We start from the raw sequence: 13,432 nt of genomic DNA, 5'->3' as shown, positions 1-13,432 counted from the left end.
TTCGCGGGAAGCGGGCTGGAGGGCAGCAAGTAAATGCCTTTTTTCCAACTATTCACGTACAAAGTGCGAAAAACGGTAAATTAAGCTACGTTTATCCACTTAAAAAACTGGTGGAGGTGTTCCGGCAGGTTGTGTGCGGCTGGAATGGGAATCTGTGCTACCCGATTTCCAGCATTACAACGTCTGCCCGGCCGCAACCTTCCGTTTAAGCTTGAGCTTCGTTCTGAATTTCTTGGCGTAGCTCCAGGTGTAGAGGAAGACCTCGCGTTCCATCAGAGAACCCACCAGGAAATAGATCGGCAGAATAATCACACCCAGCAGCGCGCCCCAGAGGATTACGCCGGTGTAGGAGGTGATGCTCAGATTCAGCTTGGTCGTAATGAACACAATTGCCGCGAAGACGGCAACGTTCGTTAGCCATCTGCGGAAGGTGATCCACGGGCTGCGCTCCAGCAGCACCCGGCTGGCGTAGACCACGATATCGATCGAACGGTAGAGCAGAGCAACAATAGTTCCCATTAGTACACCGTAGATTCCGAAGAAGATTACGAAGACAATTGAAGCTCCGAGGTTGATCGCCGACTCCAGAATCGAACGGAATTGTGTGTTGCGGAAATGTCCGGCAATGGTAATCAGGTTGTTCGACGACGTGCGGGCATTGGTCAGCAGCTTGATCACCACGAACAGAATCGGCAGCCAGAAGTTAATATAATTCACATCGTTGACCCCGGCGGTGTACAGCCGCATGAACGGTAGAATCAGAATGTAGACCACGGTCAGAATGGAGAAGATCAGGCCCATGAAATAGACCTCATACGCATCATAGAATTTGACAAAAGCCTCTTTGCCCTCATGATAGCTCTGCCCCAGCGCTGATTTGACGCTGCCGTTGACGGTCTGGACGATGTTGTCGACGATGGTGAAGATCATGTTGTACATCACGTAGATACTGACAATCTTCAGGTTGGTGAAGATCGTCAGGATCAGCACATCCGTGTTACGGAAGACGAGATAGGAGATCTCATGCACCATGACGGAATTCTTTTGTCCAATTGCGGCGAAATCCGGCGTCATACTGAGATCCATCCATTTGTAATGCCGCTTCGCATAAATGTAGAACGCGACAATCTGCAGCAGGGTCAACACGAAGAACGAGGCCTGGACGGCGATGATGTTCACGCCCTGCAGCAGCAGGATGATCCGCACCACGTTGTTCAGAATGTTCGCTACCGTGACTATAGAGGTCTCAATATAGCTTTTACCCTCGGCAATCAGGAGGACCCTGAATTTGCCCTGGAAATAATAATTAATCGCTCCGCCGAGGCCGGAGAACAGGATAATGGCTACGATGCTGATACTGCTGATCTCCGAATGAATAACCAGCGGATAGATGACCGCCAGCAGCACGACCGAGATGAAATAGTAGATCCCGGTTTTTTTGTAGTAGCTGGAGGTAGCGGCCAGAATGGAGTTGATGTGACCCCTGTCGTTGCCGGCCACCGGTTTATAGAGTGCCTGCAGCGATGCCGCGCCAACTCCTGCCTCAAGCAGCGCGAAATAACTGATAATCTGCACAATCGAGGCAATCAGCCCGTTCGCTTCCGAGCCGTAGTTAACCATGATCAGGCGGGGGATGAAGAAACCGAGGATAATGGTAATCACCTGGCTGGTAAGCCCGAAGCCCAGGTTCAGCATGCTCCGTTTAGCTTTCATAGCTTCTTCTCCCTTCCAGCAGCGGTTCGGGTGCCAGATAAGCATCCAATTGCTCGAAATGCTTCTCCGCCTGGTTCGCCTGCAGCGTTACATCGAGCGTACCCGCAGCCATGCTCTCATAGACCTGCTCAGGTGTCAGCTCAGCCAAATGGGCGAAGTCCGTATACGCTCCCCCGAAATAAGCATCCTGCATGACGTTGATCATTTTGTTGCTGTAAGCCACGGGAAACACCGGTTTGCCGAACACCCAGCCGAGGATCATCGCATGGAATCTGGAGGCGACAATGCAGCTTGCACCGGACAGCACGGCGAGAATCTCATCCATATCTGTTTTGTAGAGATGGGCGTGGGTGTGGGCCTGAAGCTCCGCAGGAATCAGATTCAGGATCAGACTGATCGCTTCCTGGTCCCCTTCATGCTGGCAGAAGGACATAAAATGCACGTCATACCCCTGCTGAATGAAATAGATTGCAACATCTTTCATTTTTTCATAATAGAGGTTGTCAAAACCGTCTAAAGCTTTGGACGAGGGCTTGATCACGGAAATGGCAAGGGTCTTACCCTCCACGGCCGGAGCTCTACCGCCGCTGTATTTCAGCTGAAAAATAATATCCGGCGCAAGCCGCACATTGTCCAGATCCTTAAACAGGTCATAGGAATATTGCTCCCGGAAAGAGACATCGGCATAATTCTGGAAGATTTCCCTATATTGCTGGTAATAGGCCTCATCCTTATACGGACCGAAGTTCGCGCCCATCAGGTAGTAGGGCTTGCTTTTATTGCGCAGGGCTTCAGCACCAGCCACATATTCTTCCCACTGCTCACCTTGCATAAAAATAGACCCGCCGATATGCACGGTTCCGTCGCCCTGATCCGTCAGCAGCTTCTGCACGAAGTTCGGATGAAGCTTTAGTTTGCGGAAAATATAGTTGATCCCCCGCAGCAGTACGGAGTCCGAGGCATACACCTTGAGGTTGTGGAGATCTTTGAAGACGAGCTTATATTGCTGCGGGGCAATCAGCATAAACCGGGTATCCGGGTATCGCTCACATAACACTTTTATGAACAGATCATCGCCCAAATTGAACTCTGTATATGCATTGATCATCATCGTCTTCTTCATATCTTGATTTCCTTTCTGCCCATCACGGTTTTGAGCTTATGTTTGAATTGGACCCAGTTTCTGTCGATAACAATCAGCGCTCCGTACAAGGACGGGGAGATTAAGAAGGCTCTGATCTGCAGCGCGAGCTGGCGGTCGTCCCCCTGGTACTCTCGTATGATCGGCCGCATCTCCTGGGGAAGTCCGGGATAACGGGCATCCATATCCTGAAGCAGGCGCCTGACATCCATTCCCGCAGTGCCGTTCAGACAGGTCTTCAGATTGTAAAAGTAGTTCTCGGTCAGCTCCCGGTTCAGCAGCAATTCGGATATCTCAGGTGTCCCGTCAAAGGGATGGGCTCTGAAATAATCAGCCACCCGCTTGAATGCATCGACCATGTCGAATTTGTTCACGTTATACGTATTGGAGATGGAGGAGGTTCTCTGCAGATAGAAGGACAGCACATCCGGAATGGATATGGCCCGCGAGGCCCGCGATAACGCTTTGTAGATGAATTCCTGATCTTCCCCGTTCACGCAGCGCTCGGTGTAGCGGATGCCGTTCTCCAGCAGAAAGGTCCGTTTGAAGGCGATGCTGCCGGTCCAGATTCTGAGGCTTTTATGCACAAAAATATTCTTCAGCGCTTCGCTCCCCGTAGTGTCGCTTGCCGCTGAAGTGAAGTTTACAATGGTGGACTTATCTTCGCGGACCAGACTGTAACCCCAGCAGAGAATATCCGGAGCAGCGCTCCAGGTATGGGCTTCAATGCTCTGCACCAGCCCGCTGGCGATATAATCATCCCCGTCCAGGAACAGCACATAATCGCCGCTCGCTGCTGCAAGCCCGGTGTTTCTGGCGGCGCTCACTCCGGCATTGGCCGTGCGGATCAGCTTGGCTCTCAGGATGGGATGCCGCGCCAGAATCGCTTCGGCCACCTCGTACGTACGGTCCGTAGAACCGTCGTCGACCATAATCACTTCGAAGCGCTTCTCGCTCTGGTCCAGGAGTGAATCCAGCAATGGAGCCACATAACGCTCTAAATTGTACATGGGAACTACAATGCTTACACTCATAACTCCACTCCCTTCCTGAGTTTTGACGGATTACCCGGCGGTCTGGCTGTTGAAGATCTCCTTCAGCCCTTTCTTATAGCCTTTGATAGCGGCGACATTCTTCTTGGGCTGCTCGCGGAGAATGAGGTAGAGCGTGGTCCACATCAGGGCGAGATAGCCGATGGGGCCCGATCGTTTATCCTTGAGCAGATGCACATGATTCAGCACCCGGGTATAGGCGACATCCTCGAGATTGTCCCGGGAGGCCGGGGATTCATGATGCAGCAGCTTGAGCTCAGGGTTGATATACAAAGGGCCGGAGCTCCGGGCAATGCGGGACATGAGAATATCTTCGCCGACGCTGTAGCTGGTTAGCCAAGGGACGGGCTTCAGGTCCTGGATTGCCGCTTTTTTGAATGACATGTTGCAGCCGTGCTGGAATTCAGTCTTGAAAATCTTCCGGGCTTTATGCCAGTTGTACATGGACCCGGCTTGACCGCTTAAGGAGAGCTTGCCGCTCGACAGGGATTGCTGGAAGGACAGCAGGCAGCGGATGGTTCCAAGGAAGCTGTTCCGCATCCCGATGGCGATACCGCCGACTCCTGCGCAGTTAGGATAATCATCGTAGGTTTGAATCAAGGTAGACAGGTAGTGAGCGGGGATTTCGACGTCATCATCCAGGAAGAGGATTTTGTCCATGGTGGACAGTTCCACTGCCTTGATCCGGGACAGCCATAATCCCCGGTCCGTCTTGCTGAAATAAGTCAAAGGATAACCGCATCCGGTAAGTAAAGCTTCAAATTCAGTAAGTACACGGGCTGGTATTTCGCCGTCATCTATAAGTATGACCTCAATGGGGTATGTCCTGCCTATGTCTTGTTTAGTTATAGAATGAATGCACCGTGTCAGGTCCTGTACCCGGTTCCTCGTGCAGATAGCCACTGACAATCCTTGCATATACTCCACTCCCTTATCCATTTCTCCCATTCTATGTGTAGTGAATTAACTACCTTAAGCTTACTATTGGCAGTAAAAGGTTGTATATACTACTTTAGTTTACTTATTGGACGGCCTGCCGCCGTAAGCACAGGATATGGATTATAATTTGACACAAGTGGAAACGGCTTTGCCGTCCTTTTAAAGGACGGTACCGTTTCAGCGAGAAATAGAAGGATAATTTATAGCGTGAAACATATAAATTCTTATATTTCAAAAAAGCCGCAGTCCCGTTAGGGCGGGCGGCTGCGGCCTTCATATTCTTCAAGGAACGGTGGAGCAACAATCGGTTAATTGAACGTAATCGTAAGCGAGCTTGTAGACTGGCCGCCCAGCGGCAGGGAGATGACTCCCGCTTTGTCCCGGATTTCTCCGGTGAAGCCTTCACTGTCTGCTACACCATGCCAAGGCTCGATGCACAGGAACGGTGCGTTCTTCGGCTGCCAGATCCCGAGATCGGGGAAGTTGTGGTAAGCTACGCTTACGCTTTTGGCAGACAGCTTGCTCTTCAGCGCTACAGACTGCGAGCTTACATTCTTGAAGACGAGTGCGTCATGCTCGAACATCTCATGGTTCAGCGGCAGAATGTTTCCGTCTCCTAGCATAGGGTCGCTTTTACCGTTAATCAGCTGGCCTGTTTTGTTCAAGAACAAGCGTTCCAGACGCTCCTGCTGTCCGAATTCAAGATAATAATCTGCGAAGCTGCCCTCTCCGTCAATCGGGCAATTGAATGCAGGATGGGTGCCGAGCTGGAAGAAGATTTCCTGTTCATCTGTATTTTCCACACGGTAGCTGATCTCGAGGGTGCTTCCGCTCAGGATATAGGTGAGGAACAGGTTGAATTTGTACGGGTAGACTGCCAAAGTGCTCTCACTATGCGAGAGCCGGAAGACCGCCTGGGTATCGCTCGCCTCCTGCAGTGTGAACTCACTGCGTCTGGCGAAGCCGTGATTGGCAATTTTGTACGCCTGCCCGTCCGCTTTGATCTCGCCCCCAGTGGCCGCGCCGATAATAGGGAACAGTACCGGTGAACGGCCTGTCCAATAGGCGGCATCCCCGCTCCACATATATTCGGTCTCCGTATCCGTTCTTCTGAAGCTGATCAGCTCGGCTCCGAGTGAACTGATCACAGCTTCGGCTGTGCTGCTGCGCAAAAGGGTATTCATATGCTTAGCTCCTCTCAAATTATGCTTCCTACCAGCTCATATTCTATCAGACTTCCCCAATCGCGTTATAACATAACGTGAACAAAACCAAAAAAAATTATTACAGTCTGTAAAATGAAAATAATACAGAATGGTATAACATATATAGAAAGCAATAATTCCAAGATCGTTTGAAACGGAGGAACAAGGCCATGCAGCTGCAGCAGATATTCGTGAACGGTGAGAGATTGAAGAATACGATCGAGTCATTCGCCGATTTCGGGCGGACGGACAATAACGGGGTCACCCGGTTATCGCTGTCGGAGCAGGATGTGCAGGTGCGGGGCTATTTCACTTCCTGTTGTGTTGAGTTGGGAATGGCTGTGAAGGTAGATGACATGGGAAATATGTATGCCACACTTGCCGGCAGCGAAGAAGGCCCGCCCGTAGTGATCGGATCGCATCTGGATACTGTCAAGAAAGGCGGCAGATTCGATGGGGTGCTCGGTGTAATCGCGGGTTTGGAAGTGGTAAGAACCCTGGTCGACCACGGCATTAAGCCTCGCTTGCCAATAACAGTGATGAACTTCACCAATGAAGAGGGAGCCCGCTTCGAGCCGTCGATGATGGCTTCAGGTGTCTTGGCCGGCAAGTTCGACAAGGCGGAGATGCTGAAGAAGAAGGACCCGGAGGGTACAACCTTCGGTGAAGCGCTGCAGGCCAGCGGCTATGCGGGCGATGCGGAGAACCGGATCAGGGAAGCAACGGCTTATCTGGAGCTGCATATCGAGCAGGGGCCTGTGCTGGAGAGAGAGAATCTCAAGATCGGCCTGGTCGACTGTGTTGTCGGGATGGCCTGTTATGAAATTGAAGTGACAGGCGAATCGGACCATGCGGGCACCACGCCGATGGATATGCGTAGGGATGCGCTTTTTGCCGCTACAGATATTATTACGGAGCTGCGGCGGAAGCTGGCTGTACTGGACTCCGAGCTGGTCTATACCATGGGCAGAATGAACGTGCTGCCTAATATTCATACTGTTATTCCGAACAAGGTGATCTTCACCGTGGAAGCCCGACATAAGGATATGGATATTGTCCGTGAAGTAGAAGCGATTATTAACGGTCTGCCTGAGGAGCTACTGGAGTGTAGTGTGTCGAAGACGAAGCTGTGGGGACGCGATACCGTATGGTTCGATCGGGAGGTCTGTGCCCTGGTGGAGCAATCGGCGCAGAAGCTGGGCTACAGCAGCAAGAAGATGGCCAGCGGAGCGGGGCATGATGCCCAATTCGTGGCCGGATTCCTGCCGTCGGCGATGATTTTTGTACCCAGTGTGAAGGGGAAAAGCCATTGCGAGGAAGAGCTCACTTCTTATGAAGAATGTGAGATGGGCGTGAATGTGGTGCTGGAAACGGTGCTGGCGGTGTTGGCCGGGTCCTGACAGATGGCTTGCAGGCTGGGCGAATTGCATAGATAGATGTCAAAGACTTTAAGACACTTAACCGGTGTCTTTTTTTTCTTTATGTAGGAAATTATGGTACCCGCTGAAACCCTCTAATTCCGCTGAAAGTGGGCGGTACGGGGTGAACTGAATGTACACGAAAAACCGAATACAATGTGCCAACGATAGGCTAGACGGAGCGAATGTATGCGAAAAACCGAGCACATTGTGCCGACGAGAGGGTAAACGGGCCCGATGTATGCGAAAAACCGAGTACAATGTGCCAACGATAGGGTAGACGAGCCGAATGTATGCGAAAAACCGAGTACAATGTGCCAACGAGAGGGTAAACGAGCCCGATGTATGCAAAAACCGAAGGGATAAAACCCCTGTGATTCCACCGGATGCCGGCCAAAGGAGGAAACAAGGGGCATTAGTGCCCTTGGAGCAAGGCGAGTTCGCTTTAAAAGTAACATAAGCTCCAAAGCTCCAGCCTGATTCACCCGTTACATAGACTGAACTTAACAATCTAACTCGGGTATTCCGGGGTACTGGTATGAGCGGACCTGACAAATCCCAGCTATGTGGGATGGCGGTTTCGGGGTGCAGCCTTGATAATGAACCAATATTCATTATCGGGGTTGACCGGCCTGTTCCGGTCAGAGAGCCGATTCCGGAGGGGATGTAATGAAAGACAGCATAAGCAGTACAGGTAGCTCAGTCAGCTCAGCCAGTCCCTGGGAGCAGGCGGATGCGGATCAATATGTTCAGAATATAAGCCGCAAAATCCCCGGCTATCAGCTGCAGTATGATCTGATGGATACGCTGATAACAGCTTTGCTTGATAAGCGGGAGAATCCCGAGCTGCTGATTGTTGGAGCTGGCGGAGGGCAGGAAATTCTGAGTTTGGGCTGGAAGCATCCTGATTGGATCTTCAGCGGGCTGGATACTTCGCAGGGAATGCTTCTGGCCGCTGAACAGCGGCTTGGCGCAGCGGGTCTGATGGACAGAGTGCGACTGTATCATACGGAGATAGGTTCCTGGAATTGTAGCAGACAGTACGATGCTGCGGCCTGCATGCTGGTGCTGCATTTTGTGAAAGGGCGGGAGAACAAGCTGGCGCTGCTCCGTTCCATTGCCGGGCGGCTTAAGCCGGGAGCGCCGCTGTGTCTTTCCGCAATCAACGGGGAGCCGGCTTCCCCCGCATGGCGGATTCAGATGGCAGGCTGGAGGCTGCATATGCTGGGTAACGGCATTGAACAAGAACAGTGGCAGGCCTTCGAGCAATCGTTCGGCGTGACCTCGCATCCGCTTCCGGCCGAAGAGATGGAACGGCTGCTGCGGGAGGCCGGGTTCACGGGGGTATCACGGTTCTTCGGTTCCTATCTGATTGACGGCTGGGTGACCGTGAAGGCACCGGACAATGCGTGACCTGAACGGGGTTCGTTACTAGTTGGAGTCTACAGGTGGCGGGGGCTTCCGGAAATCCGATGCCTGCTCTATTTCCCGGCATACTGCAGCTTATCCGGATTGCGGACAATGTATAAATTAAGGATCAGATTGTCCCGGATATGCAGAAGTCCTATGGTATGAATACCTTCATCCGAGCGGAGGATCAGGCCGGGCTGTCCGTTAATCCGGCTGGTTTCAATAGCCACTTCACCGTTAATTATAGCTGCCCCGCGGAAAGGCCCCATCAGGAAGCGGGCTACAAGCTCACGGGTGACTACCGGTTCGGCAGCAGCGCGTACTTTGCCCCCTCCGTCGGCGATCAACTCGGCTGCCGGATCAAGCATCGTCAGAATCTGGTTCATGTTGCCCTGCTTCAGGGCGGCCAGGAACCCGTGCACCCATTCCTCTGTAGCCGCCTCCGGCTGGACAGGCTCCCCGGGGATGAGGCCCATCTTGGCACTGGCCCGGCTGAAGAGCTTGCGGCAGTTCGGTTCGCTTTTGTCGACCAGTCCGGCAATCTCCTGATATTCAAAGCCCAGCGCCTCACGCAGCACAAACACGGCCCGCTCGGCAGGGGTCAGCCGCTCCAGCAGGACAAGCATAGCATAGGATAAGAGATCATCCTGAACTACGGAGTCCATGGAATCCCCGTCTGTACCGGCAAGAGGCTCGGGCAGCCATTCGCCGAAATATTCCTCCCGCTGTCTGCGCGCAGATTTGTGCAGATCCCGGCAGAGGTTCGTGACCATTTTACACAGATAGGCTTTCGGTTCGGCCAGCCGCTCCGGCGGTACATCATACACCTTCAGGAACACATCCTGAACCGCATCCTCGGCATCGGCGGCTGATCCGGTTAACTGGTAGGCAAGCTTAAACAATAGGTTCTTATACTGGGCATACAGCTCCTGCATAACGCCACTTCCAATCCTTATATATAGTCATTCTAACTCCGCTATAATCGCTATAATGTAGACAAAATAAAGGGGAGATGTGTGACAGGAGAGAGCGGGGATGCTTGAAGGTGCCTAATATTCATGGCAGGTATGTTCGAAAACTGGGCCGGACAAAAAATCTGCTGCTGCATTGTCACAGAACGAATAGCTGTCTCGTTATATGTCCGAAGGGCGGAACAAGGCCGGAAAACGCCAGGCGGAAGACAATGTCTGGACCGGACCTTAACTACAACAACCAGCCCAATAGGAGGAGTATAGTTATGGCACAACGTGTGAATTATATGCAGCAGTCCCCGGAGCTTTTCAAGAAGTTTCTCGATTTCAGCATGGCCTTGAAGAACAGCTCTATTGAGGAGAAAATTGAAGATCTGGTGTCCATCCGGGCTTCACAGATGAACGGCTGCGGCTTCTGCCTGGACATGCATGTGAAGCAGGCCAAGATTAACGGCGAGAGTGAACTGCGTCTCTATCACATCTCTATCTGGCGGGAATCAACACTGTTCTCTCCGCGTGAACGGGCTGCACTCGCCTGGACGGAGGTACTGACCAAGCTGCCGGAGCATGGCGTGCCTGATGAGCTGTATAACCGTGTCCGTGGACAGCTGTCGGAGCAGGAAATCTCCGATCTGTCCTTCTCGGTTATGGCGATTAACGCCTGGAACCGGGTGAACGTGGGCTTCACCACCGTACCGGGTTCATCTGATGCGGCATATGGCTTGACCAAAGCCGGATTGTCATAACTGAAGAACAACTTAAAAGGAGCTATGCCACCGTACAATCTGTGGCATAGCTCCTTTATTTATAAGCGGGGTCAGCCCTTGACCGCTGAGCTGGCCACACCTTCAATAATGTATTTCTGGCCGAGCAGGAAGACGAGGATCATAGGAATGATTCCGGCTGTTGCAGCGGCCATCATGCCGTTGTAGTCGACATTGTTCTCCAGGATGAAATTCTGCAGCCCGAGCGGGACGGTGAACAGATCATGGTCAATCAGGAAGACGAGCGCATTCTCATAATCATTCCAGTGCCAGGAGAAGTCGATGATGGCCAGCGTGGCCAGCGACGGCTTAGCCATCGGCAGGATAATGCGCGAGAAGATACGGAAGTGGCCTGCGCCGTCGATGAAGGCGGCCTCCGAAATTTCATGAGGCACGGAGAGGAAGAACTGCCGCATCATGAATACGCCGAAGATGGTGAACATTCCGGGCAGGATCAGCGCCCAATGGGTGTTGTAGATGCCGGCCCAGTCGAACATGATGAATTTGGGTACGAACAGCACCTGCGGGGGAACCATCATCATGGACAGATAAACCATGAACATGGTGTTCCGCCCTTTGAACTCAATTCTGGCAAACCCATAAGCAGCCAAGGCGGACAAGGAAACGGCACCTATAGTGCTCAGAATAGCCACCTTAAGGGAATTCAGATAGTAAGGCACAAAGCTGCCCTGACCGGTCCAGACCTTAACATGATGGCTCCAGTTGAAATGGCTGGGAATCCACTGGACCGGATATTGAAAGACCTCGGCAGGTGTCTTGAATGAAGTGCTGATCATCCAGATGAAGGGTACAATCATGACGATGCTGAAGAACAGCATGATGAGTGTGGCAATGCTTTTGGTAACTACGGCTTTATTCATGTTCTCAGCTCCTTAGTAGTGAACCCAGCGTTTCTGGCCCAGCCATTGAATCACGGTGAAAATCAGAATGATCAGGAACAGGGCCCAGGAGACCGCTGAAGCATAACCCATTTCGTAATAGCGGAAGGCATTCTGATAGATGAACAAAGATAACACGGTGGTACTGTTTCCCGGTCCGCCCTGCGTGATCGCCTGAATGATGCCGAACTGCTTGATCGACATGATCAGTCCGGTAATCAGCAGCAGGAAGGTGGTCGGGCTGACCAGCGGCCACAGGATACTGCGGACTGTCTGCCAGGTGCGGGCACCGTCGATTTTGGCGGCTTCCAGCAGCTCGCCGGACACTTCCTGCAGGGCGGCGAGGTAGATGATCATGTTATAGCCGAGCATGAACCAGATCCAGATGATGTCAATCGCATACATGGACGTTTCCATCGTGGACAGCCAGCCGGGCGGATTCGCGATGCCGACCGAGCGGAGAATGCCGTTAATCGGCCCGTTGTTCGGATGAAACAGCAGCATCCAGACAAAGGCTACAGCGACGCCGCTTGTAATATAAGGCATGAAGTACAGGGCGCGGAGCAGCTTTTTCAAATACACGGACCGGTTCAACACAACGGCAACAATGAACGCCAGCCCGATCGATACCGGGACGGAGACCAGGAACAGCAGCGTGTTCTTAATAGCGATATAGAATACCTCATCCCCCAGCATCCGCTGAATGTTGTCCAGCCCGATGAATTTGGTATGGGGACTCATAAACTTATAGTCTGTAAACATGAGATAGAAAGAATAGACGGCAGGTATGATGAAAAATAAAATCACGCCAATCATATTTGGCCCGATAAACAGATAGCCCAGGTACTGCTGCCGCTTCATCCAGGATGCCTTCACATAGCCCCACTCCTTTAGGTCTTTTGATTACTTTGATCACACTACAAGCATAACAAGCGGCCTAAGAAGGGTTAAGGAACAAAACCAACGACTTCATGCTACAGAAATATACATTTGCTGAGCGGCCGCGGGCGGGGCTATCTTAGTTTTGTTCTATTCCTGTCCACAGCAAACAGCGGCATTCCCGGAAGGAAGGCCGCTGTATAGGAGAGCTAGGCATTTATTGAAGTCAAGCTATATGCTTACGGATTCTGTATTATGCCGCTGAGTATGCCGGTACTGGCTCGGCGTCTGTGCAGTGAGGCGTTTGAAAATTTTGATGAAATAGTTATCGTTGACGAAGCCGACCCGGTTGCCAATCTCATATACCGGCAGATCGGAGTGGATCAGGAGCTGGATGGCCTGGTCCACCCTTATCTGATGCAGATAATGGATCAGGGTCTGGCCGGTTTTCTTTTTGAACAGGGTGCTGACATAATTCTCGGCCATCATGACATACTGGGACATCGACTTGACGGTAATATCCTCATCATAATGGGCGTGCAGATACTGGAGGATCTTCTGGATCTCGGGATGGCTGGTGATCTCCTCATGAGGCAGCGGCAGGGGAACAGCAGAACCGGGCGGGCCCGCGCTTACCTTGCGGTTCTCCTGGCTCTTCACCAGTTCATTATTGATCTTGCGCAGAGTATCGCGCAGTGAATTCACACTCATGGACAGCTTCAGGATATAATTGGAGGCCCCGTATTCCATCGCCTGACGTACATTCTCGAAATCGCTCATACAGGTAAGCATGACGAAGCGGGAATCGTAGCCCTCTTCACGGGTTCTGCGCAGCAGCTCGACACCATCCATCTCCGGCATGACAATATCCGAAATCACCAGATCGGGAGCATCCTGCCGGATCATCTCCAGCGCTTCTGCACCATTGCCCGCTTCTCCGCTAACAGTGAACCCGAGCTCTTCCCAGGCAATAATCTCGCGGACGCTCTCCCGTACAAAAACCTCATCCTCGACCAGCAGTACTTTCCACATATGTGATTC

The 13,432-nt window shown here is 52.1% G+C and carries 12 protein-coding genes; 3 read left to right on the top strand and 9 right to left on the bottom strand.

Features of this window, described 5'->3' with window-relative positions; translation table 11 throughout:
• Nucleotides 1–174: 174 nt before the first annotated feature.
• From GC101_RS04730 to GC101_RS04710, 5 genes are all read right to left on the bottom strand, one after another.
• Nucleotides 175–1,713, bottom strand: coding sequence for a lipopolysaccharide biosynthesis protein (locus tag GC101_RS04730; protein WP_171716326.1), 1,539 nt, complete (start codon nt 1,711–1,713; stop codon nt 175–177).
• Nucleotides 1,703–2,836, bottom strand: a complete 1,134-nt coding sequence (locus GC101_RS04725) for a polysaccharide pyruvyl transferase family protein (protein WP_171716325.1) — start codon at nt 2,834–2,836, stop codon at nt 1,703–1,705. Before GC101_RS04725 ends, GC101_RS04730 begins: the two co-directional genes overlap by 11 nt.
• On the bottom strand, nt 2,833–3,888 hold the full coding sequence (locus tag GC101_RS04720; RefSeq protein ID WP_171716324.1) for a glycosyltransferase family 2 protein: 1,056 nt from the start codon (nt 3,886–3,888) through the stop codon (nt 2,833–2,835). The genes GC101_RS04725 and GC101_RS04720 overlap by 4 nt, the downstream gene beginning before the upstream one ends.
• A 30-nt stretch (nt 3,889–3,918) precedes the next feature.
• Nucleotides 3,919–4,824, bottom strand: coding sequence for a glycosyltransferase family A protein (locus tag GC101_RS04715; protein WP_039296997.1), 906 nt, complete (start codon nt 4,822–4,824; stop codon nt 3,919–3,921).
• A gap of 329 nt (nt 4,825–5,153) precedes the next feature.
• On the bottom strand, nt 5,154–6,029 hold the full coding sequence (locus GC101_RS04710; protein WP_171716323.1) for an aldose 1-epimerase family protein: 876 nt from the start codon (nt 6,027–6,029) through the stop codon (nt 5,154–5,156).
• A 191-nt stretch (nt 6,030–6,220) separates the two neighbouring features.
• Here GC101_RS04710 and GC101_RS04705 point away from each other — a divergent pair, with 191 nt between their 5' ends.
• Both GC101_RS04705 and GC101_RS04700 read left to right on the top strand, forming a co-directional pair.
• Nucleotides 6,221–7,450: a Zn-dependent hydrolase gene (locus GC101_RS04705; protein ID WP_171716322.1), complete on the top strand. Its 1,230-nt coding sequence runs from the start codon at nt 6,221–6,223 to the stop codon at nt 7,448–7,450.
• A gap of 687 nt (nt 7,451–8,137) precedes the next feature.
• A complete protein-coding gene (locus tag GC101_RS04700) occupies nt 8,138–8,881 on the top strand; it encodes a class I SAM-dependent methyltransferase (protein WP_171716321.1) in 744 nt (247 codons plus the stop codon).
• A gap of 68 nt (nt 8,882–8,949) precedes the next feature.
• Here GC101_RS04700 and sigJ read toward each other — a convergent pair whose 3' ends face one another.
• Entirely contained in the window at nt 8,950–9,813 is an 864-nt protein-coding gene (sigJ, locus tag GC101_RS04695) for an RNA polymerase sigma factor SigJ (protein ID WP_171716320.1), read from the bottom strand.
• Nucleotides 9,814–10,115: 302 nt separating this feature from the next.
• On the opposite strand from sigJ, the gene GC101_RS04690 reads away from it, so the two are divergent.
• The gene (locus GC101_RS04690; RefSeq protein ID WP_171716319.1) at nt 10,116–10,595 is read left to right on the top strand and encodes a carboxymuconolactone decarboxylase family protein; all 480 of its coding nucleotides are present in this window, start codon (nt 10,116–10,118) and stop codon (nt 10,593–10,595) included.
• A 71-nt stretch (nt 10,596–10,666) separates the two neighbouring features.
• Here the strand turns inward: GC101_RS04690 and GC101_RS04685 are convergent, their stop codons facing one another.
• The 3 genes from GC101_RS04685 to GC101_RS04675 form a co-directional block, all read right to left on the bottom strand.
• Nucleotides 10,667–11,494 carry a carbohydrate ABC transporter permease gene (locus tag GC101_RS04685; RefSeq protein WP_042132834.1) on the bottom strand — a complete coding sequence of 276 codons (828 nt, stop codon included), beginning with the start codon at nt 11,492–11,494 and terminating at the stop codon, nt 10,667–10,669.
• A 12-nt stretch (nt 11,495–11,506) separates the two neighbouring features.
• Complete coding sequence (locus GC101_RS04680; protein ID WP_042210084.1) at nt 11,507–12,388, bottom strand: carbohydrate ABC transporter permease; 882 nt, start codon at nt 12,386–12,388, stop codon at nt 11,507–11,509.
• A gap of 234 nt (nt 12,389–12,622) precedes the next feature.
• Nucleotides 12,623–13,423: a response regulator gene (locus tag GC101_RS04675; RefSeq protein WP_171716318.1), complete on the bottom strand. Its 801-nt coding sequence runs from the start codon at nt 13,421–13,423 to the stop codon at nt 12,623–12,625.
• Nucleotides 13,424–13,432: the final 9 nt, after the last annotated feature.

The organism is Paenibacillus phytohabitans (assembly GCF_013141775.1).
Taxonomy (GTDB): Bacteria; Bacillota; Bacilli; order Paenibacillales; family Paenibacillaceae; genus Paenibacillus_AQ; species Paenibacillus_AQ phytohabitans.
Note: the sequence above shows the minus strand (reverse complement) of the source record. Positions and strands in the feature narration are given on the sequence as shown.